Below are 24,788 nucleotides of genomic sequence, written 5' to 3' on the forward strand. Positions count from 1 at the left end.
GCGCTCTGAAAGCACGTAGAGCAAAACGGAGCAAAAGCTTCCCCTCATCCGCCCCTTCGGGGCACCTTGCTCCCGCAGGCGGGAGAAGGGAGTGGTTCGAGTTGTGCTTGCTTTGCTGGGATTCCGCTTCGCTGCATCCCAGCCAACGCTCTGGCTGCGATCCGCCCGGAGGTCGCCGATTGCAGTGGACGCTGCTGTCGAAAGCCATCGCATGCGTTGCCGCGTGGAAACCAGCACTGCAACACGCGATGCATTGCCGTTGAGCGCTTCAAACACGCAGGCCTCCGCTGCCTGCACATGCCGAGTGCGCACACTCAGTAGGCGGTAACCGGCAGCGGTTGTGCCAGTGCGCTGGCGATGTCGGCACAGTTCGCCGGTGGCTGCGGTGCGGTGGCAAGCACTTTGGTCAGCTCGGCGCGTGCGGCGTCCATGTCGCTGCGGAAGGCGGCATCTGCATGCAGGCGTGCCACCACTGCCGAGCCCATGAAGCGGCCCGCCAGAACATCGCTATGCCAGTGCACGTTGCAGACCAGGCGGCTTTCGCCGTAGCTGCGACCACGCGCAAGGATCGCGTCGCTACGTTCCGGCGCCAGTTCGGCCAGGATCAGCGCCCACGCCCAGCCGATGGAGGTATGGCCGGAGGGATAGGAGCCGTTTTCGGCCAGCCCTGCTTCCTTGTCCGGCGTGCAGGTGGATTGACCATTGGCAACGAATGGCCTGCCGCGGTTGTAACGGTCCTTGGCGGCATCACTGACCACCGCCGCATCGGTGCGGGTGCGACGCAGCAAGCCGTACAGGCGCGGTGTGGTGGCTTCATCAATCCGCGTGCCGATGGCGCAGGCGAAGATCGATGCGGCTTCGGGGAACTGCAGGTTGGCGTCGGCCGTGGCTTGTTGCCAGCGCGGGGTGCCGCGCAGGTTGCGTGCCAGATTGACCTGTTCGTCCAGTGCGAACGCCGCAGAGCCGGGTGCCGGTGGCGGTGGCAACAGCGCCACGCTGTCTGGAAGCTGCGCGGTCTCCAGATAGCCGCGTGCAACGCCGGGCCGGATCTCGGGAACCTCGTGGGGGGCGTTGGCGGTGGTGGCACATGCGCTGAGCAGCAGGCTCAGACTCGTGGCGAGCAATACAGGAAATGGGGAGCGCAATGGATTCATGGTGGCCCTCAGCTGAGTTGTGCAGCAATGGTCTGACGCAGGGTCTGCAGATCCTTGGCGAAGGCGTCGATGCCGGTGGCCAGTTTCTCGGTCGCCATCGGATCGGCGGCCATATCCGCATCGAACTGCGCTTCATCAATCGCAGCGACATTCACCGCTTGCGCAGCACCGGCCACCAGCTTGCGCGGCAGCTCGCCGAAATCGGCGTCCAGCTTTTCCAGCAGGTCCGGTGAGATGGTCAAACGGTCGCAGCCGGCCAGCGCTTCAATCTGCGCAGTGGAGCGGAACGAGGCGCCCATCACCACGGTGTTGGAACCACGACGCTTGAACTCGGCGAATACGCCGCGCACGAACTGCACGCCCGGGTCTTCGTCGATGCTCGCAGGTGTCTGGTCGTTGGCGACGTACCAATCCAGAATGCGACCGACGAACGGCGAGATCAGGAACGCGCCGGCTTCCGAACAGGCCAAAGCCTGGGTCGGGTTGAAGATCAATGTGAGATTGCAGTCGATGCCTTCGGCCTGCAGCACGCGGGCGGCTTCGATGCCGGCCCAGGTCGCGGCGATCTTGATCAGCACCTTGCTGCGCGGCACGCCGGCCGCTTCGTACATGGCGATGAATTCGCGCGCCTTGGCAATCGTTGCCTCGGTGTTGTGCGCCTGGTCGGCGTCCACTTCGGTGGAGACGCGGCCGGGCACCAGCTCGGCGAGCATGGTGCCAACGCCGACGGTCAGGCGATCAACCACGGCGTTGGCGATGGCCTGCGTGTCACCGGTTTGCGCGCGGCCCCACTGAAGCTCGCGCTCGATCAGGCCGGCGTAGACCGGCAGGTCGAGGGCTTTTTTCACCAACGTCGGGTTGGTGGTGCAGTCCACCGGGCGCAGGCGTTTGATGGCGTCGTAGTCGCCGGTGTCGGCGACAACAACGGACAGTTCGCGCAGCTGGGCGAGTTTGGATGCAGCAGTCATGCAGGTACTCCGAGGTTGTCGGCGCGATCAGGCGGTGACGTCGCCAGCATCGGTGGTGCCGATGACAGCAGCGGTGTCCTGGTCGAACACTGGCGCAGCGAACGGCTGAGGGCCGGGCGTGCGACCAAACACGATGGGGCGGGTGATGCCGCGGTAGTTGCCCAGCAGTGGATGCGGCAACGTGGTGATCATTTCCTCGGCCAGCACCTGTGGGTGGTCGAACATGTCTTCCACCTTGCGTGCGGCCGCGCATGGCACGTCTTCGCCGAACAGGGTTTCCCACTCCAACGCGCTGCGCGTGGCCAGTGCGGCATGCAGTTGCGCCAGCAGTTCGTCCGAGTGCTCGGCGCGCTTGCGCACGGTGTCGTAGCGCGGCTCGGTGGCCAAGCCGGGCAGGCCGATCTTGTCGCACAGTGCCTGCCAGAAACGCGGCGTATTGGCCGAGATGTACAGGTGGCCCTGCGCGGTCGGGTGAATGCCGGTGACACCGCCCGAGCGCATGTCGCGGCCCACGCCCTCCGGCTCGCCTTCGGCCCAGATCATCCGTGCCGACTGCATGGTCAATGCACTGCGCAACAGTGACACGCCAACGTACTGCCCTTCACCGCTGCGCTCGCGCTCATACAGTGCCGAAGACACGCCAGCGGCGACCAGCGCGGCGGCGTAGTAGTCCACCACCGAGCCGTACAGAATTTCCGGAGCGCCGCCGGGCTTGCCCTGCATCGAACACATGCCGGTCATGGTCTGCAGCACCTGGTCATAGCCGGCCTTGTCCTTGAGCGGACCATCTTCGCCGTAGCCGGTGACGGCGCAGTACACCAGGCGCGGATTGAGTTTGTGCAGGCTATCGAAGTCGATGCCCAAACGTGCCGGCACGCTGGGACGGAAGTTGTGCACCAGCACGTCGGCGTCGCGCACCAGCCGCATCAGCACCGCACGCTGGTCGGGTTGCTTGAGGTCCAGCACCACGCCGCGCTTGGAGCGGTTCACGCCGAGGAACGCACGGCTCTCGGCTTCCAGCGTGGACGGATACTTGCGCAGGTTGTCGCCAACCGGTGGCTCCACCTTGATGACTTCCGCACCTTGGTCGGCCAGCAGCGTGCAGCCGTACGGACCGGCGATGTAGGCGCTCAGGTCCAGTACGCGGACGCCGCTGAGCGGGCCTGCGGCGCCGTCACGGCGCGCGATATCAAAGGGAGATGGGCTGTGGCTTCCTGACATGGGGTGCACTCGATTCCTTGCTTGCAGTTTCCTCCCGGTATTCCGGAAGAAACATATCGTGCGGGTATTTTCAGCGAGGACAAAAACCTTGCATCGGTCCGATCCCCGCCTGCCACGACGGCACTGACTGTGCTTCAAACGGGCACAGTCAGTGCCTGCTCGCTTACTGCGGCGCCAGCGACAGCCAGCTCAGGCGCCAGGCGCCGTCTTCACGGCCGCCGCAGCGGTAGTAGGGCTCGAACACCAACGGTGCGCGGCAGTCCAACTGCATCGTCAGCGTGGCGCCTTCACCTTGATCCGCACCCACCTGCAACCAGGTGGACGGATCACCGGCCGGCAGCTTCACCGTCTCGTCGGTTTTGAAGCCATCGATCAAAGTGGTTGCGTACACCAGCGGGCCGTAGCTGAGGCCGACGTACTCCCAACGCAGCACTTCCTGCGCGACCGGCGAGCCATCAGGCGCGCGCGATTCCTGCACGTTGATGTTGGCCGCGCGATGCAATTGCGGCTGCATCGGCAGTTGCACGCTGATCAGATCACCGGCCTGCCAGTCACGCTGCAATTGCACGTAACCGTCTTCGCCCAGCTGCACCGGCACGTTCACGCCGTTGACCTGGATGCGCGCATCTTCGGCCCATGCGGGAATGCGCACGCCAATGCCGAAGGTGGCGCTGCGCTCGGGGATGACGCGCAGCGTGATCTGGCCGTCGAACGGATAACGCGTCTGCTGTTGCAACTGCACGGTGCCGGCTTCCGCGTGCACCAGCGTGGCTTCACCGGCGCCGTAGAGGTTGACCCGTAGGCCACCGTCAGCAGCGATGCCGTAGGCGATCTGTGGCAGTTCTTCGACTGCCATCGCGCCGGAGGATTTGCAGCACCGCCAATACGTGGTGTGCACGCGCTTGCCGTTGGGGAAGGTGTAGTAACACCAGTCCTCACCATTGGGCGCCATCGCCGCCAGCAGATCGTTGTACGCGGTGCGTTCCAGTTCGTCGGCGTAGCGTGCGTGGCCGGTGATGGCCAGCAGCTCGCGGTTGAGCTGCATCCACGCCAGCACCGAACAGGTTTCCACATAGGCCTGCGGGAAGAACGTGCGCGGCGCGTTGAACACTTCGCGCGAACGATGCGCCACGCCGCCCCACGGGCCGCCGCCGAGCGTGAGGTGCTGCTCGCGGATGTTGTTCCACAGGTTGTCGATGGCCAGCTTGTAGTCGGCCTTGCCGGTGGCCTTGTACAACTTGGCCAGGCCGACCAGGTTCCACGACAGCTGGTACGCCTTGCCGGTGGCGATGAAGGCGGCATCTTCGTTGGCGATGCCCTTGTCCAACAGCGCGAGACGCGGATTGGCGTTGGCCTGCTGCAGGATCTTCTCGGCCAGTGCCAGATAGCGCGGCTCGCCGGTGACCAGATACAGATCAGCAGCCGGGTCCAGCAGCACCGTGGCCGACATGCCGTGGTGGTTGCCCAGCGTGGTGATGTCGATGCCCGATTCCAGCGCCTGCCAGCACAGGTCGGCGATGCGACGTGCGGCCTGCAGGTAACTGTCGTCGCCCAGCGCACGCCAGGTTTCCAGGAAACCCAGCACCAGATAGCTGTGCGTCCACATGTCCCAGGTGCGCAGCGCGGGTTCGCCGTTCCAGCTCTCGGGCTTTGGCGGCTGCGGCACGGTGAAGCGGCGGTTGGCGGCGTAGTTGCCGAGGTAGCCGTCGTCGTCCTGCTGGCTGATCAACCAATCCGCGACGCGGCGCAGATTGGCTTCCAGTGCCGCTTGCCCGCCCTGTGCAACGGCGCGTGCGGTCGCCGACAGCCACTTGCCGGCGTGTTCGCCGTACCAGTCGCCTTCCTGATTCTGCTGCTTGTGCGCCTGGCCGAAAATGCTGATCGACGGGCTGCTTTCATCCACGATGAAGTGGTTCAAGCGGCCGCTGCGGTTGGCGCTGAGAATCTGCCCGAACAGACCCTCCAACTGCACCGCCGCCGGTGCAATCAGCTGCTGGCCACAGGTGATGGCCGCACTCATGCCGCGTCCACCACGCAACGGAAGCCGAGCATGCCGCTGCGGTCCTTGGCCGGTGCCATCAACAGATATTTGCCGTGCTGGTCGAGGCGATAGGCCTGCGGGAAATACCAATGCGAGGTCTGCGGCTGGTAGCTGGAACCACCGCGCAGGATCGCCGCGCGGGTGTGCTCGTCGATGAATTCATCGGTCCACTGCCACACGTTGCCAACCAGATCTTCCACGCCGAACGGGCTGGCGCCCTGCGGGTGTGCATCGACATCGGCCGGTGCCAACACGCGGCGACCACGGTTCACGCGCGGCACGCGGTTGTCGTCCCAGTCATTGCCCCACGGATAGGCGCGACCATCGCTGCCCTGCGCGGCGTACTGCCATTCCCATTCGTGCGGCAGGCGCTTGCCGGCCCACGCGGCGTAGGCGCGGCAATCTTCCAGACCCACCCACACCACCGGCTTGTTGTCCCAGCCCGCACGCGGCGCGCCATCCAGCCAATGCGCGAGGAAGTTGATGTCGTCGGCCGGGCGATAGCCCGTGGCATCGATGAACGCCTTGAACTGCGCGTTGGTCACCGGATAGCGGTCGATATGGAACGCGTCCATCTGCATCAGCTTGCGGTGATGACGGCGCGGGCAGTCTTCCCACGGGAACTGCACGTCCTGGCCGGCCCAGTTGAAGCCTTCAATTTCGATGCCGCCCACGGCGAACACAAACTCGCCGGCCGGCACGGTGACCATGCCTTGCGGTGCAACGGCGTGTGCCGGCGTGGCCGGGATCTCACGCAGCTCCTGCGGAATGGCTTTCCATGCGGCGGAGAAGCTGTTGAGCGGTTGCACGCCGCGCTTGGCGGCTTCGATCAGGAACGCATCCAATCCTTCCACGGCAACGCCCGGCTGCACGCTCAACACCGCGCCAAAGCCGCGTGCTTCCATCGGCAGTTCAATCACCGCCACGCCATCGCGCACGGCCGGCGTCAGTTCAACGCCGTGCCACACGTCGTAGTAACGCGTGCCGTCCACATGCGGCAGACCAATCTGCTCGCCGTTGACCGCGTATTCGTTGCGGTTGATGAAGGTGTGCAGGCTCAGGCCATCGACCGGGAACTTGCTGGCGAAGATGCCGCCCTGGTAGCAGACCTGGTACGGCTCCCAGTCCATCGACACGATCAGCTGCGGGAACTGCCGGTAGATCGTCGCCATGCGACGCAGGGTTTCACCGTCGCGCGCGGTGAACTGGTTCCAGATGCCCCAGATGTTTTCCCAGGCGTTGTAGCCGATGCCGTTGAAGAAGCAGTACTGCAGGTCGTGGTTGCGGTTGCGGCCCCAGCGGTTTTCGTAATTGACCATGTGGCGCGGCTCCAGCCACTTCCACTTGGACACCGGCGGCACCGGGCCGTCCGGGGCTTTCTTGCCCCAGCTCTGCACGTTCCAGATCAGCTGCTCTTCGGAGCTGATGGTCGATTCGGGCTGCACCACCACCGGGTTGCCACGCGCATCGCAGGCGTCGAAGAACGCGCGCGGCACGCCGTTGAAGGTGTCACCGTTGATACCATCGGCGCCGGTGGCCTTGATGATCTCGGCCATGCCTTCCCAGTGGCTGACGCCCGGATCGCGGGTGCCGTGATCCCATGGCTTGGCCGGCAGGAACACGCGCACGCCGCGCTTCTGGAATGCCTTTACTGCAGCGGTCAAACCTTCCAGCCCGCCCGGCAGCGTGTGTGCCAGATCAAACTGATTGCGGTCATCAATGCCGATGTTCGGGTAGATGTACCAGATCAATACCGAGTCCAGGCCACCGAAGCGCTCGGTGAGATCGTCCAGGTATTTGTCCACCGTGTACTGCGCGGTCTCCACGTCGAAGAAGTAACGGTCCTCGACCATCATCTGCGCGTGCACGAAGTTGCGCTGCGCCCACTGCAGTTCCGGACGACGGTAGTTCACGTCGGTGTAGCCGATACGCACCAGGTGTTCCTGGCGCCAGTCCTTCAGCTCGGTCAACCAATCGCCGGCACTGGCGTTGGCATCAATCATCCAGCTGCCGATGTCGGCAAACGGCCAGGCCGGCGCCTTGCCCGGCGTGGGCAGGTAACGGCCGGTGGTGACGTGCGAGAACTTGTATTCGGTGGCAATCGCCTCGCGCCCGTAGTCGGCGGCGTCGTTGTCGTAATCGGGCGTGGTGTAACGCGAGGTCATGGTATTCATCCAGCAAGTACAGGGGAGAGCAACGGGTTACAGCGCGCACCATGCCGCAAGCGCGGCGTGGGCGTCGGCACCGGGCAGGCGCGTGGCATCGGCCAGCAGCGCAGCCACGTCGGTGTGATTGGGAATACTGGATTGTGCGCCCAGCTGCGTACAGGCCAGTGCAGAGGCGGCGCTGGCGGCAAGCAGGGCGTGTTGCAGCGACTCGCCGCGTGCCAGCGTGGCCACCAGGGTGCCGCAGAACGTGTCGCCTGCAGCGGTGGTGTCGACCGGCGAAATCGAGAACGCCGGCTGCAGCAGAGTCTCGCCATCGACACGCGCCAGGCTGCCGCGCGCGCCCAAGGTGACGATCACGCACGGCACGTCCAGACGCGACAGGCCGCTGGCCAGATCCGGCGGATTGCCGGCCACCACGTCCAGTTCGCCTTCGTTGACGATCAGCATGTCCAGCAGCGCCAGCAGTTCAGTCGGCAACACCTGCGCGGGTGCGGCATTCAGGGCGACTTTCACGCCGGCAGCGCGTGCGGCAGCGGCGTAGGCCTGCACGGATTCCAGCGGCGATTCCAGCTGCAGCAGCAGCCACTGCACACCATCGAGCGCGGGCAGGTGTTCGGGCTGCAAGGCCATGTTGGCGCCGGGCGCGACGGTGATCGCGTTCTCGGCATCGTCGGACAGGCAGATGAAGGCGGTGCCGGTCGGCAGTTGTGCATCACGCACGGTGTGCAGCTGCACGCCGGCGTCGATCAGCGAAGCTTCGATGGGCGCGGCGAAATCATCGTTGCCCAGCGCCAGCAGCATCTGGGTCGCTGCACCGCCGGAACGCGCACAGGCCACCGCTTGATTTGCGCCCTTGCCACCGGGGAAGGTGCGGAACTCACGGCCAAGCACGGTTTCACCCGGTGCCGGCACATGCGCCGCGCGCACCACGAAATCGAGATTGGCCGAGCCGGCGACCAGAACGCCGTTGCGCGGGTCAGAGTTCATGGATGTATCGCCTCATCGACAAGGTTGTAGAACGGAGTGCTGATGCGGGGCAGGTCGTCGTTGCCGCCGGGCAGGTGTTGCAGCATCAAGATCGCCAGCAGGTGTTTGGCCGGGTCGATCGTGTAATAGGTCGAGGCGGCGCCGGACCAGCCGAATGTACCTACGGATGCCGTGCGGCCCTTCAACGCCGGGTCCAGCAGTATCGAGCCGCCCAGGCCGAAGCCTTCAGCATCGCTGAACTCGGTGACCGGCTTGGGCAGTGAAAAATGCACGAGCTGGTTCTGCAGCATCTGCGTCACGGTGTCGGCCTGCAGCAGGCGCTTGCCGTTGAACTGGCCGCCATCGAGCAGCATCTGCGCAAAGTGGGCGTAGTCGTCGGCGGTGGAATACAGCCCGCCAGCGCCACTGCGATAGGGGCGCAGCGCAGTGCCTGGCGCGCGTGCATGGGGTTCGTCGGCCAGTACCAGCGCGCCATCGGCGCCCATCACGGTCAGGTCCACCACGCGCGCGCGCTGTTCCACCGGCACGTCAAAACCGGTGTCGCGCATGTCCAGCGGGGCAAAAATGCGTTGCTGCAGGAACTGCTCGAAGGGCTGCCCGGCGACGACTTCCACCAACCGCGACAGGGTTTCGGTGGAGGTGCTGTCGTACCGGAAGCGGCTGCCCGGTTCGGTTGCCAGCGGCACCCGCGCCAGCTTGGTGCTGTACTCGGCCAGGTTGTTGGCGTCACCCAGCTGTTGCTGTTCCAGCAGTTGCGTCACCGCCTCCAAGCCTTCGCCGCCGGCGGCGAAACCCGAGGTATGGGTGAGCAGATGGCGCACGGTCAGCGTGTGGTTGAGCGGGCGCAACACAGGCGTTTGGGCGCTGCCACCGGCGAACCGTTGCAACGCTGAAAATTCGGGGAGATGACGCGCGACCGGATCGTCCAGCCCCAGCTTGCCTTCATCGACCAGCATCAGCGCGGCCACCGAGGCCACGGTTTTGGTCATCGAATAGATGCGGAAAATACTGTCGCGGCGCATCGGCCTGGTGTGTGCCAGATCCTGCCAGCCGTAGCTGGCGGCGTGCACCGTTTTGCCGTCGTGCAGCACCAGTGCGACCGCGCCGGTATAGCCGTGCGCAGCGGTGGCCTGCTGCAGGAAAGCGTCGATCACTGGCAGCCGTGCGTCGGCGGTGTGTGCCGCAGGCGTGGCGCACGTCGTCATGGGTATTGCCACAAGACACAACGCGGTGCCCAAGGCCAGGCCTTGGGCACCACGGGACAGCCACAGCGCAACCCGCCGGCCGCGGGGGCAGGCGGGATTGCGACGTTCGAGGCGCAGGCCCCTGGCTGTGATCAGCTTCATCAGAAGTTGATGTTGTGCGACAGCGAGAACACACGGCCGCGGCCGGCCATCCAGTCGTCGTTGCTGTTGCTGGCTTCGGACGTGGTGAGGATGTACTGCTTGTTGAACAGGTTCTCCACGCCCAAGGTCAGCTTGCCGAAGCGGCCGGTGTCGTAGTTCACGCTCAGATCCAGCAGGGTGCGGCCGGAGGTGTGCTCGGCGCCGCTCTTGCCGGTGTTGATCGTGCGCGACAGCAGGGTCATCGCACCCAGGTTCAGGTCAACCTGCTCGGCCACGCGCCAGTACAGATTCACGCCGATCTTGTCCGGGCTGATGTCGTTGGCGCCCATGCGCTTGTCCAGCGGACCGTTCTTGGTGAACCAGGTCTTGCCGACAATGTGCGAGTACATCGCGTTGATCTTCAGGTCGTCGCTGAAGTCATAGCTGCCGCTGAACTCGATGCCGTTGATCTTGACCGGGCCACGGTTCATGACAAAGTCGCCGGTGATCGGATCGGTGCTCAGTGACACGCCGAGCTCCGAAGAACTGCGGTAGTAGGAACCACTGAACGTGGCATTGCCGGTGCGCCAGTTGAAGCCGATTTCCTTGTTCTCGACGATGATCGCCTGCAGATCAAGGATGCCGCTCACGCTCTGGCCGGGCTTGTTGATGTTGCGCAGCGGGATGCCGACGTTGGGCAGGCTGAAGCCTTCCGAGTACGAGGCATACGCCGACAGCGCATCAGTGAAGCGGTAGACCATGCCGACGTTGGGCAGTTCAGTCTTGTAGCTGAGCTTGCCGCCTTCCACGAACACGCGGTTGTTGTAGTACGTGGTGGTGTAGCTGTCCACGCTCAACTCACCATCTTCCTGGCGCAGGCCGCCGCTGAGCGTCAGCGGGCCGACATCCCACGACAGCTGTGCGTACGGCGCGGTGCTCTTGTATTCCATCGGCGGCACCCACACGCGGTGGGTCAATGCCAGGCGCTGATCGGTGAGGTCTTTGACCACATCCACGCCGGCACGCAGTTCCAGACCGTCCACGCCGAACAGCTGGCCACGGGTCCACGAGGTACGCAGGCCACGCTTTTCCGAATTGACTTCGGACTGGTCGACCAGCTGGCCCAGCGGTGCGAACAACGGATCCTGCTTGTCCGGGCCGTTTTCAGCGGGGTAGCGCATCGCCTGGTCGGCGCGATACGCGTCGGCCAACAAGGTGCCACCGAAGAAATCGGCATGGCTGTAGGACAGCGAGAACTGGTTGAAATCGTTGAACTCGGTCTTGGCGCCCAGCGGGGTGCCGGAGATCGAGGTCGAGGTGAGGTTGTTGGCGCGGTCACCCTCGATGCCGGTGTAGTTGCCCTTGCCGGTGAGGTTGAAGCGGCTGATCGTGGCCTGCAGGCGCTGCATGTCGGCTTCGCCGAAATTGGTGCCTACCTTCAGGAACAGGTTCTTGGACTCGGAGTCGTTGATGGTGCCTGAGCCGCGCATGCCGATCTTGCGGCCGTTGCCGTCGTAGGCCATGCCACGATCAACGAAGGACGTTGCCAGCAACAGGTCGTAGGCATCTTCCTTGTGACCAAAGGTCAGCCCGACTTTCCAGCCATCACTGTCATCACGGCCCTGGCTGCTGTAACGGGTGTTGATGCTGGTGTGGCTGCCTTCTTCCGGCGTCTTGGAGATGTAGTTGATGATGCCGCCGGCCGCGCCGACGCCTTCGGCCGCGGAGGGGCCGTTGACCACTTCGATGCGGCCGATCACGGACAGGTCGGTGAAGCTGCCGGCGCGGTTGGTTTCGCGCAGTGGCGAGGTCTGCGGGATGCCGTCGAACAAGCGCAGCGCGATGCGGCCGCGCAGCGTTTCACCGGAGTTGGTCAGGGCCTGGGTCGATTCGGAATAGCCGGGAATGGTGCGCGTCAGCACCGCGGTGGCGTCTTCGGTAAGGCTCAGTGAGTTGTTCACTTCCTGCAGGCTGATGATGCTCACCGCGCCAGGAATGCGGTCCACTGCCTTGGGCGCGCGGGTGCCGGTGACAATCACGTTGTCCAGCGTTGTAGCGGTGGGCTTGTCACCTGCAGCGGCTGCGGTGTCCTGCGCGTGTGCGTTTGCCGACAGCAGCAAGGCCAGGGTGATGCTTGATGACAAAAGATTCTTCATGGTGCGCTCTCTCTCCAAAACGCGGTGGTGGTGCAATTGACGCCAAAGCGGCGCGCGTATTAAAAAAAGCGCTGTCAAGATGACAGCGCTTTTTCTGCATCAAGATCGGATCAGAACTTGAACGTATGCGACAGCGACACCATCCGGCCGCGGCCGGAGAAGTAGTTCTGCCAGCCCGGCAGCTGCGACCAGGTCAACACGTACTGCTTGTCGAACAGGTTCTCGATGCCGAGTGACAGCTGGCCGTAGCGGCCGGTGTCGTAGTTCACGCTCAGGTCCCACAGCGCGTAGCCGTAAGTGTTCTCTTCGTTCTCGTAGACGTCGCCATTGGCCGGGTTGGTGAAGGTCTCACGCAGGTCGCGGCTGAAGGTCTTGCTCACGCCCAGCGTGGCATTGAGCGTGTCCATCGGGGTCCACGTCACCGAGGCATTCACCTTGTCCGGCGAGATGTCCAGGATGCCCATTTCCTTCTTCATGCCCGAACCCGGGTAGTACTGGGTCTGGCCACGGATGCGCGAGTACAGGAAGGTCGCCTTCCAGTGCTCGTTGAAGGTCCAGGCGCTGTTCAACTCGAAGCCTTCGATCTCGACCGGTGCGCGGGTCAGGATGAAATCTTCGGTGACCTTGTCGATGGTCATGGTGGAGCCGAAGTCAGACGTCGAGCGATACACCGACGCGCCAACCTGGCCTTGGGCACCGCGCCAGTTGAAGCCGATTTCCTTGTTCTCGGTGATCAGCGGCTGCAGGTCCGCGATGCAGGACACGGCCTTGCACGGGCTGTTGGCCTGGATGTTGCGCAGCGGGATGCCGACGTTGGCAATGCCGAAGCCTTCGGAGTACGAGGCGAACACCGACCACTCATCGTTGATGCGCCAGATCGCGCCGAAGTTGGGCATGTTGGCCTTGTAATCCATCTTGCCGCCCTGCACCGGGGTGTGGTCGCGGAACGCCACGGTGGTGTAGCTGTCGATTTCCAGCTCACCGTCTTCGCGACGGACGCCGGCATCCAGCGTCACCGGGCCGATGTCCCAGCTCAGCTGCGCGTACGGCGCAACGCTGGTGTACTTCATCGGCGGCACCCACAGGCGGTTGGTCAGCGCCAGGCGCTGCTCGGCGGTGTCTTCCACCAGGTCCAGGCCAGCACGCAGGCGCAGGCCTTCCACCTTGAACAGGTCGCCGTAGGCATAGCCGAAGCGCACGCCCTTCTTCTCGCTGTTGATTTCCGACTGGTCCCAGATGCGCTCGGCTTCCGGCGGTGCCGGCTTGACCAGCTGGCGGTCGGCGCCGTTCTCGGCGACATAGCGCATGGCCTGGTCGGCCCAGTACGCGTCAACGCTCAGGTCGCCGCCAAAGAAGTCGGCATTGGTGTACTTCACCGCAAACTGCTCGAAATCGTTGAACTCGGACAGCGAACCGGCGATGGAGCCCTTTTCGGCGGTGTTGGTGCTGGGGACCGGGCACTCGACCGGGTCGAAGCGGCAGCCTTCCACCGGCTTGTAGTTGTGCTTGCCGCCGATGTGGAAGTTGCTGTAGCTGGCCTGGATGCGCTGCATCTGGCCTTCGCCAAAGTTGTAGCCGCCCTTCAGGAACAGGTTCTTGCTGTACGAGTCGGACAGCGAACCGGAGGTGTTCAGGCCAACGCGGCGGCCGTCGCCGTCGTAGGCAACGCCACGGTCGATGTAAGCGCCGCTGACCAGGAAATCGGCCGCGTCGCCCTTGTAGGTGTGCATCACGCCGATCTTGGACTGCGCGCTGTCGTCCTTGAACTGGCTGCTGTAACGGGTGGAGATGGTGGTTTCGTGACCTTCAACGTCCGGGTTCTTGGACAGGTAATTGATCACGCCACCGGCGCCGCCGATGCCTTCCGCAGCGGACGGGCCGTTGATGACTTCAATGCGGCCAATCACGCCCATGTCGGTGAAGGTGCCGTTGCGGCTGCCTTCGCGCAGCGGCGAGCCCTGCGGCACACCGTCGAACAGGCGCAGCGCGACGCGACCACGCAGGGTCTCACCGGAGTTGCTCATCGCCTGCGAGGATTCGGAATAACCCGGCACCATGCGTGCGAGCACGGCGGTGGCGTCTTCGGTCAGGTTCAGGGTGCGCTGCACCTGTTCCGGGCTGATCAGGGTGACCGCGCCGGGCACCTTGTCGATGGCAACCGGGGTACGGGTGCCGGTGACGATGACCTGGTCCAGCGTGGTGGCGGCGTCTTGTGCAAAAGCCGGGCTCATCACGCTGGCGAGCAGTACGGCGCTGATTGCAGCCGAAAGTGGCTTGATCATTTGTTTCCTCTCCCCCCAGATAAGAAAATGCGACGAAGCGGGTCAGGGGGGCCGGCTGCGTCAAAAACGACGGGGACTTGTGCCCCTTTGATTCAACCGTTTGGCCGCGAGGGATTCCGCAAGGGAACCGCAGCGCAAGGCGCCGGCATTGGGCGTGAGACTAGGCGGGGCTCCGCAGCGATAGAAGCGCGGTTCTGTATGTTCACTGCCTAGGGTTTGTTGCGATTGAATGACGGCTGCGCGTGATCTTTGCGCTGCTTTCCCGCAGGCGGGCGCGGCATTGCGATCGGCGGGTGGGTCGCGGCCCGTTTCATGCCTGAAATACGCCACTTCACGCGAAAAGTGCTGTCCTCATCCGCCCCTCCGGGGCACCTTCTCCCGCATGCGGGAGAAGGGAGAAAGCCCTTCGACGACGGTTTCAAATCACCCAATCATCGGCAACGCAGTTGCTGATATTCCCTCCGACGCTGCGGCGCAGTCCTAATTACTGCGCTTGCAGCAAGGCGGTGCGCGCTTCGTCAAGCAACACGTTGACCTGGCGCAGGCGTACCGAGGCGCGTGACCAGACCATGCCGATACGGCGCGGCTCGCTCGGTTCGGGCAACGCAATGCGCGCCACCGAAATCCCTTCGGGCCACGGCTTTGCCCAATCGGGCACCAGCGACACGCCCAGCCCGCGATCCACCATCACCGCGATCGCGTTCAGTGCGTTCAACTCGAACCGCTCGCGCGGCACGATGCCGACGCGGCGCAGATATTCATCGGCCTGGCGGCCGCCCCATTCGTGGCGGTCGTAGCGGATCAGCGGTTGCTCGCGCAGCAGCTGGTGCGGATCGCAACCGGCCAGACGCGCGGGTGCCAGCACCACCAGGGGTTCTTCGCGCAGCAGTTGCCAATCACAGGTCTTGGGCAGCGAGAACGGCGCCTGCAGCACCATCGCCGCATCCAGGTCACCCGATTCCACCGCGCCGTACAGGTCGGCCGAATAACCGGGTTTGATGAAAACGTTGATCTCCGGGAACTTGGCCACCATCCGCGCCAGGATGTCCGGCACCAGTCCGCCCAGCGCGGTCGGGCAGGCGCCCAGCCGCAGCTCGCCGGCCATGCCGGTTTCGTTGGCGACGCTGCGCAGGTCGGCCACGCCACGCAGCAGGTCGCGCGCGCGCTGCAGGATGCGTGCACCTTCCTCGGTGACGCTGACGGTGCGCCCGGCGCGCGCGATCAACGGCGCGCCCAGCTCACGCTCCAGCGTGCGGATCTGCTGCGCCACGGCGGCGGGCGTGATGTGCAGCGAACGTGCGGCCGCTGCCATCGAGCCACGGTCCACGACGGTGACAAAGGTGTTGAGAAACTGGGTTTCCACGGTTTTATCTCTTGAAGCTTGCGTGACGTCCCGTAATCAAGGCTTTCCTCTCCCGTTTACAGGAGAGGGGTCGGGGGCGAGGGGAAGCTTCCAGCCAAGATCGCGCTCATCCGCCCTTCGGGCACCCGCTGCCGTAAACGGAAGCGGGGAGTTCGACCTGCAGCGGATTTTACGTCACTGCAGCGGCCGGATTTTCACACCGCATCCTGCTTGTAGATCGTCAGGCCCTTCAGCGAGCGCGTGGGCGCCGGGAAGAACAGGCTGGCGAGGTAGCCGATCACGATGCACAACAGGATCGAGATGGCCAGGTAGAAGTACGGGTGCACCAGGTCCATCGTCCAGCACGCCAGGGTGATGAGGATGCTGCCGGCGACGCCGATGGCCACGCCCTGCCAGTTGGCGCGGCGGGTGAACATGCCCAGCGTATAGGCACCGGCAAAGCCGCCGCCGAGCAGGCCGGCCAGTTCGATGGACACGTCGAACAGCGAGTGGATGTCATAACGGCTCATCACCAGCGCGATGCCGATGGCGATCAGGCCCACCGCCACGCCGATCCATTCGGCGAAGCGCACGCTCTGCTTGGGCGTGGCGTCCTTCTTGAACTTCTCGTAGAAGTCCACCGAGGCCAGCGTGGAGACACTGTTGATGATGCTCGACAGCGTGGACATGGCCGCGGCGAAGATGCCGGCGATGATCAGCCCGGTGACGCCGGCAGGCAGTTCGGCGGCGATGAACAACGGGAAGGTGGCATCAATGGGCAGCAGCGGGTTGAGCCGCTCCGGGTTGTTCTTGTAGTACACCCACAGCGCGGTGCCGATGCCGTAGAAGATGAAACCGCCGGGTATCATCATCGCCGCGAAGGTCCAGATCGAGCGCCCGGCTTCCTTGTCCGACTTGGTCGAAAGCACGCGCTGCATCAGCACCTGGTCCTTCGGGAACGTCAGCACCACGTCGAACACCACCAGGAAGATGAAGCCCCACACGGTGGCCTTGGTCAGGTCGAAGCTGAAGTCGAACAGCTGGGTCTTGTTCTCGGCCATGGCCGAGGCCAGGAACTCCGGCACGCCGCCATTGATCTGCTGGATGATGAAGCCGATGGCGAAAATAGCGCCACCAAACATCACGAACACCTGCACGAAATCGGTCCAGATCACCGCCTTCATGCCACCCATCGTGGTGTAGATGATGGTGAACACGCCCATCAGCATGATGCTCCACAGCACGTCCACGCCGGTGATGGTGGAAATGGCCAGCGCCGGCAGGAACAGAATCACGCTCATGCGGCTGCCGATCTGCATCACGATGCACAACCCGCTGGCGAGCATGCGGATGGCCGGGTGGAAGCGGGTTTCCAGATAGGAAAACACGCTCATCAAATCCAGCCGGCGCAGCAGCGGCACGATCCAGATCGCCACGAACATCAGGCCGACGACCGCGATCAGGTTGTTGGTCAGGTACTGCCAGTTGGTCTCGAATGCTTTGGCCGGGATGGCGATGAAGCTGATCGAGCTGGTGTTGGTGGCATACAGGCTGATGCCGGCCGCCCAGAACGGAATGCTGCGGCCACCGACGAAGAAATCCGAGGTGCTGCCGTGCTTTTCCTGGAAGTAGAACCAGGCGCCGATGCCCAGCATCGCGGCCAGGTAGACGACGATCACCGACCAGTCCAGCCAGCCCAGCAGGTGCTTGCTGCTCTGCAGTTCAAAGGTGTGGAAACTGCCGTCGCCGCCAGCCCAGGCCAAGCCGTTGCCCCACGTGGTGGTGGCGATCGGTGCGTTGGCGCTGGTGTCGTCCAGGTCCGCCCAGGCACTGGTGATGGTGTGGAACGTACGCGCGCTGACCGCACCGCTCGCATCACGCACCTGCATCAGCAAATGCGCCTGGCCCAGCGAACGCAGCGAGCCGGGCACCAGCGTGCCGTTGGCGCCGGGCACGGCCTGCCAGCCTTTTTCGGTGGTCCAGCGCCACAACTGCTGGGCGCCGGATGCAGGCGCATCGATCACATACAGCGCGCCCTTCTGCGCCTGCAGCGCTGCGGCCGGTGCATTGCTCGCCCACAACGGGGCGGGCTGCCACTGCGCGGCATCGACCGATTTTCGGTACAGCTGGGTCGTGCCGGCGTCATCCACGCCGGCGACATACAAGGTGCCGTCCAACGCGGTGAGTACCGCGTCGGCCAGCGGCGTGGGCAGCGGTTGGCTGCGCGTGCTGAGCAGCGCATCGCCCTTCACGCTGACCTGTTCCAGATGATCGCTGTGCGCGGCATCGGTGCCCAGCAGCAACCAGTGGGCACCGTTGACCGTTGCGCTGCCGCGGATCGTGCCGGGCTGCAGTTTGCCCAGCTGCAGCGGGTTCCAGGTTTTTGCACCCTTGGCCAGCGACCAGGCACGGTCGTCGGACAGCGCAAGCAAGCGGCCGTCCACCGTCAACAAGCGCTGTGACGTTGCCTTGTCGGGCAATGCCGGCAAGCTGCCGGTGGCCACGGAGTTCAGGCTTTCGGCCGAGGCGAACCCGCTCAGCGCCAGCAGCGTGACGGCCACCAGCAGGCGGAAGCCGAGAGTGAAATGCTGCTTCAGGGTGGCCGGTGTGATGGCCGAAAGCTTGGACATGGGATAAGCCCCGCAAAGAAATCAGAAGTGACGGCAGGCCGTCACGCGACAGTTGGATCAGTGGGCGCGCCCGGCCCCGGCGACGATGGCTTCGGCCCGGCGTAGATAAGGCAGGTCGACCATGCGGCCCTCGAACAGAAATGCACCGCGGCCCTGGGCATCGGCCTGGCGCGCGGCGGCAACAATACGCTGTGCTTCTTCCACCAGGGCCTGCGGCACGCTGAACACCGCATTGGCCGAGTCCACCTGGCGCGGATGGATGCAGCTCTTGCCGATGAAACCCAGCTTGCAGGCCAGCTCGGCCTCGATACGGAAGCCCTCGCTGTCGGCCACATCCGGCCACGCGCCATCACAAGCAAACACGCCGGCTTCGGCGGCGGCCAGCTTCATCGCCAACAGCACGCCGTGCACGTTGGCCGGGTCACGGGCAATGCCGTTGGGCGCGAACAGATCGCCCAAGCCCAGCTGCAAGCCGGCCACACGCGGATGCGCCGCCGCCAGCTCGGCGGCCAAGCGCAGCCCGCGTGGGGTTTCGATAGTGAGCAGCAGCCCGATCGGATGACGGACGCCGTTGTCGGCCTCGGCCAGTTCCAGCGCGGCCACGGCCTCGCGGACCTGGGCGGCCGATTCGATCTTGGGAATGTTGAGCAACCACACGCCGGGCAGCGCAACGGCCTTGAGGTCAGCGGCAAAGTGCGGGCTGTCGGTGCCATTGGTACGCACAATCAACAGCTTGCCGGCATCGGCAACGCCGGCGCGGCTTAAAAACGCCGCCACCTGCTCACGCGCGGCCTGCTTGCCGGCCTCGGGCACCGAATCTTCCAGATCGAAAGACAGGGCATCGGCCTGGCTGGCCATGGCCTTGTCGAACAGCTCCGGACGCGCGCCGGGCACAAACAGCTTGCTACGCATGGGGTTCCCTCTAAACCTTGCGAGGCAGTCTGCGCGGGAACCAGAACACTGTAGAAGTGTGTTCCCCGACATTCACGAGATAGTTTTTGTTGTTATCCGGGAGCTTCGGCTTAAACCCGGTTTAATGAATGGGGAAGAGCGACGCTGCTGGGTGTGCGCCATTTCACTCCCTTCCTTACGCAAACGGCGGAGGGAAGGGGTGGAGAGGGAAGGTAAAAAGCCTCCCAGTCCGCAGCTCCGTCTACGACACCGCGCGGCCATCCCCTCTCCCGCCTGCGGGGGACTGCCCCGAAGGGGCGGGTGGGGGGCGCTTTTGATCGTGCACGTGCTGCGCCATCAAGCAGAAAACCCTTGCTACTTCTCGTTGGTGTAAGGGGAGGAGCGAGGCAGGTTAGGCGGAACAAATCTCAGCGAAGTTCTCGTTGCGGGGCGGATAGATGAGCGCCGTTCAGGCGCCGCCTGATTCCCACCATCCCAATCAGATAGCGACATCGGCGTTGGCCTCACATGGAAATGCCTCGTAAGTTCGGCTTTGGCTGTGCAGGCTGCGAACCTCGCTCTGTGCAGCCATGGGTTCAATGCCTCGCCGTTGCAGCGCCTCGGTCAAATCAGCAAGCAATGCGTCGCGGTGCAGAACGAAGTTCGAAGCGAAACAGCGCCAGAAGTGCCAACCCGCGCGCTCCAGCACGCGCTGACGCCTCATATCGTGCTCCCATTGATCTGGCCCGTGATATCTGTCGCCGTCACACTCGACAGCCAAGCGTGCATCCCGCTCCCCCTCCACGACAAGATCGATGCGGTAGCTGCCCACCTTCACCTGAGGCTGCACGCGATAGCCGCGTTCAACAAGGGCATCAAACACTTCGCGCTCGAAGGGTGACTCGCACAACTGGCGAAGGTCACTCACTTCCTCTTCGTTCTGGGTGTATGGGGTCTGGAAGTGCTGTATCAGACTGCTCCGCAATTTATCAGTCTTGCTGAGTTCGTCCTGGGTGATGCTGCGCACAAGGTACATCCGGTCACGTGCGCGTGAGGCCGCGACGTTGTAACGCTGACGGAACATGTCCTGAGACGAGGCCTGAGCACGGCCCGAATCAACCATGGACAGAAAGACAATATCGCGCTCCTTGCCTTGGAAGGTGCGGGCATCACCAAAGGCCATCTGGTGGCGCTGGACTGCATCCTCCCCAAGTTCCTTTACGACCAGGTTCCAAATCAGCTGAGCTTGTTCACTGCCCAGCAGCGACACAACACCAATGCTGCGGCGGCTCATGCTCTGATCGCCGACGATCTTCCGTATTTCTTCCAGAATGAAGAGCGCTTCACCCTGATTGGTCTTGCCGTTCCCACGTTGTCCATCGATCACATGCACGTCGATCAACGGCGGGTCCATGCGCTCGGAGGCAAGCGGCATGCGCAACGGCCGCAGCTCGTGGTTGTAGAACTCGCGCTTGGAGTACTCGATGATCGGCCCCACGCAGCGGAAGTGCTCGCGCAGCATGATCTGGCCTTGGGCAAACACCACCTTGAACAAGTCGTAGATGGATTTGTCCGGGGACATCTGTGGCCGATACAGCCCCACCTGCTTGCCAAGGAACTGGCCCATCAGGCTTCGTATCTTCTCTTCCTCCAGTCCAACGCCTTCCGGCGAGACCTGCTGGTCATCGCCGACGATCAACACCTTCTTCGCTCGTAACAGCGCAGGCATTGCCGTCAAATCCGACTGCGAGGCCTCATCGATGATGACAAGGTCAAATTCTCCCAACGCAACCGGCAACGACTCGCTGATCCGATAGTGCGGCATGATCCAGCAAGGAATGGCGGGGCTGGCCTGTGCGGCAGCATCGCGTGCGTCTTTTCGGTAGCGCGGCGCGCGTACTCCCGTGCCACGACCGATGCGTGAGATCGCGACACGGTAGGCCTCAAGCGCTGATCGAACCATCGGCGTCGCCTTCTCGGCCATCTTCAGCCAGGTTCGTGTTGTTATCGCTTTTTGATAAAGCCGGGACAGGTCCTTTTCCAGCTCATTTCGCTGCCTCGATAACAATGCCAGCTCGGCCCTGCCATCCATGGATTCGACCAAGGTCAGCAGGCGTCGATAGCGCCAAAGTGCCTTCCAGTTGTCGGGTAGCTGCGGGTCCTGTGCTGCTGTTGCGGGCTCGGTACGCAGTTGTTGTGCCCATTTCGGGGCGCCGGATGCTTCAATCTTTGCGCTTGTCTCCTGTACGCATTGCAGCAGTGGACGCCTGCCGTGCTGACGACGCAGCTCCGTCATCAGTGTGGTCCACTCGGCCATCAGCTCGGTCTCTTGTACCGCGCTGTCACCCAATCGGTCATTCAAGAACGCACTGATCGCATCGACAATCCCCCCCTCGGCGCCGGACAGGGCCTCAATAAAGCGGCTTTTCACCTGCCATGTATCGGTCAGCCGGTTGCGGGTGAGATTGCTATCCAGAATCTCAAGTGCCTGTTGCAGACGCTTGCTGTCGTATGGCTTCCTTCCCGCTTCCTGCCACGTCGGCAGCAGTGCTTGAAGCAGATCCGCAACCGCGTTCTCTTCCCGCAGAAGGTGCTGCATCTTGTCCAATGCCAGCAGGTAGTCGCTGCCCTGCATGATCAACGCCCGTGGCGTGCTGAAGCTGGGCAGACCAAGCTCCAGCGCCAAGGCATCCCAGCGCATAACCATCGCATTGCAGCTCTGAAGGAAGCGCAGGTACTGCAATACATGCACCCAATCGCCTTCTCCTTCAGGAGTCTTCCCAACCAGCTGGATCTGTTCGATCAGCTTCTTCTCAGCAGACTTGCCAAACAGTCCGGCCAGTCCAAATGGCTTCTTGCCCTGCGCCAGATTGTCGATGGCATCCATTACTTCTGGGTTGCTTGTCAGCCCCTCAGGCGCGATCACCGGGCGTGCAACAAACTGCGTGCGGTAGGCGAGTAGATCGCGGATTTCGATGCGGATCGCGGAGAGAAGCTTGAGTAGCGCATCCTGTGGATCGGCCTGACGCATCCGTCGTTCCAGCTGCTGTAGCCAGTCATAGCCCAGGTTGTCCACCCATTCGCGGCTCTTACGTAGACCGAAAACGCGGGTATGCAGCAGGATTGCCTCATCCACCGTGGCTTGTTGCGTATCACGCAATGGCGGCAGCACGGCATTGCTCACCTGCGCATTCAATTCCACCAGACGGCCCAGATCCAAGTGGACCTGCTGCAGCTTTGTTGCCTCCGGGAACGCATCCAGCGCAGGTAGGTGCTGCTGCAGCAACGGCAGGTCTTCGGCCAAGGCCATGCGCGCATTACGCAGCGCAACGATGTCCGCATCTCCAAACTGCGGGCGATGTTCGGCTGCAATCGTCAGTGGGTCGGAGATCCAGGCGGCTTCAGCCATGTGCAGGGCAACCTCCTTGGCGATATCCAGCGGTTGCAATACATCGCCGTCCAGTGAAATAGGCTCGAGGTTTATCTTTGCCCACTGTCCGATCTTGTATTCCGTCTTGGCTATCTGGCCATGCAGGCGGTCAATATCCGATTCGTACTGATCGATCTGCGTGCGCATTTCCTGTTTGTTGATGCGGCTGACTTCAGCAGCGATATGCCGAATGGCATGTTCAAACTGTTTCATCCCGTCGGCTTCGCTGCTGAGCAGGCTGATTGCCAGTGGGCGGATCTCAGCGGGAAGCTTTTCCTGCAGAACCGCCAATGCAGGATCCTTCATCGACGTGACCAGCACACGCTTGCCCAAAGCCAGGTAATGCGAAATGACATTGGCGATGGTGTGGGTCTTGCCGGTACCCGGAGGGCCCTGCACAACGACGCCGTCCTGATGGTCCAGCATGTGCACGATCTGCACCTGCTCATCGTTGTAGGGCATCGGGAAGAACAGATCTTTGGCCTTGGCCGAGGTGCCAGCCTGACGGTCGATGTTGGACAGGCCACGGTAGTTGGCCGGTGCCGGCTCACGGATCTGCTGCGATGGATCGGCCAGCAATGCCAATGTGGCCGGAGAGAGCGTGTCCAGATCCACCCCGGTTTCCACCAAGGCCTCAAAGCGCTCCAGGTCCTGCACGAATAGGTTGGACGTACGCGGTCGCACAAACAGCACCCAGGTATCGGTGACCAGCAGGTGCTCGCCCGCGTTGGGTAGCTGGCGATCATCCGGTGCGGTGTGCGACGGCCAATAGGCGCCCTTGCTGTCCAGCAGCGAGGAGGCGGCTTTCAGTACTGGTTCGAAGGTGCTGGGGATGAAGGGGTTAACCTGTCCATCTCCACTTTTGAAGTGCTCCTTGCCAAGCCGGGCAACCTCGGCGACGCCCGGGTTGTCCAGCGCGGTAAAGACATCAAGCTCCAGGCGCGCATCCAGCGAGCGGGGGCGCACTTCGATGGCATGACTGTGCTCGTCTATGGACAGTTCCACCAACTGCGAAATCAATGGATAGGCCAGCTTGCCGCCATCCGGCAGCTCCCATATTGCCAAGCCCACACCCAGTACCAGCTCCAACGGTGAATCCACCAGGTTGCCTTGCAGCATCTGGTAGCTGGCAAACAGATCCGCGTACTTTGAAATTGTCTTGCGGACTTCCTTTTCCTTCTCAGCCCATGGCTGCCAGACATGGGTGATATAGGTCTTAAGTTCGCTGTGCAGCTGTTCCTTGATCAACAAGGCATCGATTGCCAGTGCGTGCTCGGGGTTCTCGCCTTCTGCCAACGGCGGAGCTTCGATTCCAAGAGCGCTCAGCTGCGTGCGACTGACGTGTGATACCAATCCAGGTCCCTTGGCCGGGGTGTTGGACTGGGCGATCAGTGCGCCCAGCAAGCGCGTTTGCGGGGCCGGGGGCTTGCTTTCGTGCAGACGCTCCACCCGCAGCCACGTGTCGTCGTCTGCCATGCTGGTATCGAAATGAATTCCAGGTAATCCCTGCAACTCATGCTCGTAGGCTTTGAAGCTGCCGTGTTGCTCGATCTGGCGAGTTGGCTTGCCTTTCAGGTAAGCAGTCTGCCGCACGTACTCCAGCAGGCCCTTCAAGCGCTCGATGATGTGGGGATCCGTCATACGCTTCGGGGCCTGCTGATTGAGAGGAGAGGGGAGCGGGGCGGACTCGAGTTTCGGCGAAGCGTCTACTGCCGCTTCAAGACTGATATCTGGTGGGTCAGCCACAGGAGTATCTGGCGCTTGCTGCAGAGTCGGCTTCTTCTGCGCCTTGAGAAAAACATAGAGCTTGCGCTTCAGCTGCTGGGCAGCCGGCCGGTCGCGATGTCTGAGCTCGTGGGCCAAAGCCTTCAGCGTTGCTAGATCCTGCTGCGCTGCTGCGGTATCAAACAGCGCCGCGAGTTCCTGCGTGCTGGTGTTGAAAAAGGGTCTTAGGCTCATGGATTCCCGTGCCATGTTCAATGCCTCCTGACGATTGGAGGCGTTGCGCCCGCTCATATTGGGCTCAGTGATTCATGCTTCCAGCACCTGTGAATTCTAGCGTGGATTACGAGCGGGCCGGCATTTACTGGCAGCGTTTTCGGGGATCACTGATGTCGCAAGGATGAGTCCCCTGCTTCCTGGCCATCCCGCTTCTACTAAGGCAATGGATGGGAGGCAAGCTTTTGCCTTGCG

Annotated in this window: 13 protein-coding genes; all 13 read right to left on the bottom strand. The window is 63.2% G+C overall.

The features are described 5' to 3' along the window. Window positions 1-314: 314 nt before the first annotated feature. The 13 genes from ACREP4_RS07190 to ACREP4_RS07250 all read right to left on the bottom strand — a co-directional run bounded on the left by ACREP4_RS07190 (window position 315) and on the right by ACREP4_RS07250 (window position 24,611). Complete coding sequence (locus ACREP4_RS07190; RefSeq protein WP_431595491.1) at window positions 315-1,154, bottom strand: acid phosphatase; 840 nt, start codon at window positions 1,152-1,154, stop codon at window positions 315-317. Between the two features lie 8 nt (window positions 1,155-1,162). Beyond that, entirely contained in the window at window positions 1,163-2,122 is a 960-nt protein-coding gene (locus ACREP4_RS07195; RefSeq protein ID WP_431595492.1) for a transaldolase, read from the bottom strand. A 27-nt stretch (window positions 2,123-2,149) separates the two neighbouring features. Continuing rightward, entirely contained in the window at window positions 2,150-3,343 is a 1,194-nt protein-coding gene (locus tag ACREP4_RS07200) for a CaiB/BaiF CoA transferase family protein (protein ID WP_431595493.1), read from the bottom strand. A 163-nt stretch (window positions 3,344-3,506) separates the two neighbouring features. Beyond that, window positions 3,507-5,363 carry a glycoside hydrolase family 127 protein gene (locus ACREP4_RS07205; RefSeq protein WP_431595494.1) on the bottom strand — a complete coding sequence of 619 codons (1,857 nt, stop codon included), beginning with the start codon at window positions 5,361-5,363 and terminating at the stop codon, window positions 3,507-3,509. Further along, window positions 5,360-7,549: a formylglycine-generating enzyme family protein gene (locus ACREP4_RS07210; RefSeq protein ID WP_431595495.1), complete on the bottom strand. Its 2,190-nt coding sequence runs from the start codon at window positions 7,547-7,549 to the stop codon at window positions 5,360-5,362. The genes ACREP4_RS07205 and ACREP4_RS07210 overlap by 4 nt, the downstream gene beginning before the upstream one ends. Before the next feature lie 36 nt (window positions 7,550-7,585). Continuing rightward, window positions 7,586-8,539, bottom strand: coding sequence for a ribokinase (locus tag ACREP4_RS07215; protein ID WP_431595496.1), 954 nt, complete (start codon window positions 8,537-8,539; stop codon window positions 7,586-7,588). After that, window positions 8,536-9,744 carry a serine hydrolase domain-containing protein gene (locus tag ACREP4_RS07220; protein ID WP_431595497.1) on the bottom strand — a complete coding sequence of 403 codons (1,209 nt, stop codon included), beginning with the start codon at window positions 9,742-9,744 and terminating at the stop codon, window positions 8,536-8,538. Before ACREP4_RS07220 ends, ACREP4_RS07215 begins: the two co-directional genes overlap by 4 nt. 140 nt (window positions 9,745-9,884) lie before the next feature. Beyond that, window positions 9,885-12,020, bottom strand: a complete 2,136-nt coding sequence (locus ACREP4_RS07225; RefSeq protein ID WP_431595498.1) for a TonB-dependent receptor — start codon at window positions 12,018-12,020, stop codon at window positions 9,885-9,887. A 110-nt stretch (window positions 12,021-12,130) separates the two neighbouring features. Then, a complete protein-coding gene (locus ACREP4_RS07230; RefSeq protein WP_431595499.1) occupies window positions 12,131-14,302 on the bottom strand; it encodes a TonB-dependent receptor in 2,172 nt (723 codons plus the stop codon). A 484-nt stretch (window positions 14,303-14,786) separates the two neighbouring features. After that, window positions 14,787-15,665: a LysR family transcriptional regulator gene (locus tag ACREP4_RS07235; protein ID WP_431595500.1), complete on the bottom strand. Its 879-nt coding sequence runs from the start codon at window positions 15,663-15,665 to the stop codon at window positions 14,787-14,789. Between the two features lie 194 nt (window positions 15,666-15,859). Next, window positions 15,860-18,274, bottom strand: coding sequence for a sodium:solute symporter family transporter (locus ACREP4_RS07240; protein ID WP_431595501.1), 2,415 nt, complete (start codon window positions 18,272-18,274; stop codon window positions 15,860-15,862). Between the two features lie 57 nt (window positions 18,275-18,331). Beyond that, window positions 18,332-19,186, bottom strand: a complete 855-nt coding sequence (locus tag ACREP4_RS07245; RefSeq protein ID WP_431595502.1) for an HpcH/HpaI aldolase/citrate lyase family protein — start codon at window positions 19,184-19,186, stop codon at window positions 18,332-18,334. A gap of 478 nt (window positions 19,187-19,664) precedes the next feature. Continuing rightward, on the bottom strand, window positions 19,665-24,611 hold the full coding sequence (locus ACREP4_RS07250; protein WP_431595503.1) for an AAA domain-containing protein: 4,947 nt from the start codon (window positions 24,609-24,611) through the stop codon (window positions 19,665-19,667). Between the last annotated feature and the right edge of the window lie 177 nt (window positions 24,612-24,788).

Origin of the sequence: Stenotrophomonas sp., from assembly GCF_050737575.1 — a bacterium.
Taxonomy (GTDB): Bacteria; Pseudomonadota; Gammaproteobacteria; order Xanthomonadales; family Xanthomonadaceae; genus Stenotrophomonas.

Bases quoted from the DNA above. Each gene is read 5' to 3' on its own strand.
- ACREP4_RS07190 (WP_431595491.1), bottom strand. From the start codon at position 1,154: ATGAATCCATTGCGCTCCCCATTTCCTGTATTGCTCGCCACGAGTCTG.
- ACREP4_RS07245 (WP_431595502.1), bottom strand. From the start codon at position 19,186: ATGCGTAGCAAGCTGTTTGTGCCCGGCGCGCGTCCGGAGCTGTTCGAC.
- ACREP4_RS07215 (WP_431595496.1), bottom strand. From the start codon at position 8,539: ATGAACTCTGACCCGCGCAACGGCGTTCTGGTCGCCGGCTCGGCCAAT.
- ACREP4_RS07250 (WP_431595503.1), bottom strand. From the start codon at position 24,611: ATGAGCGGGCGCAACGCCTCCAATCGTCAGGAGGCATTGAACATGGCA.
- ACREP4_RS07240 (WP_431595501.1), bottom strand. From the start codon at position 18,274: ATGTCCAAGCTTTCGGCCATCACACCGGCCACCCTGAAGCAGCATTTC.
- ACREP4_RS07200 (WP_431595493.1), bottom strand. From the start codon at position 3,343: ATGTCAGGAAGCCACAGCCCATCTCCCTTTGATATCGCGCGCCGTGAC.
- ACREP4_RS07205 (WP_431595494.1), bottom strand. From the start codon at position 5,363: ATGAGTGCGGCCATCACCTGTGGCCAGCAGCTGATTGCACCGGCGGCG.
- ACREP4_RS07195 (WP_431595492.1), bottom strand. From the start codon at position 2,122: ATGACTGCTGCATCCAAACTCGCCCAGCTGCGCGAACTGTCCGTTGTT.
- ACREP4_RS07210 (WP_431595495.1), bottom strand. From the start codon at position 7,549: ATGACCTCGCGTTACACCACGCCCGATTACGACAACGACGCCGCCGAC.
- ACREP4_RS07230 (WP_431595499.1), bottom strand. From the start codon at position 14,302: ATGATCAAGCCACTTTCGGCTGCAATCAGCGCCGTACTGCTCGCCAGC.
- ACREP4_RS07225 (WP_431595498.1), bottom strand. From the start codon at position 12,020: ATGAAGAATCTTTTGTCATCAAGCATCACCCTGGCCTTGCTGCTGTCG.
- ACREP4_RS07220 (WP_431595497.1), bottom strand. From the start codon at position 9,744: ATGACGACGTGCGCCACGCCTGCGGCACACACCGCCGACGCACGGCTG.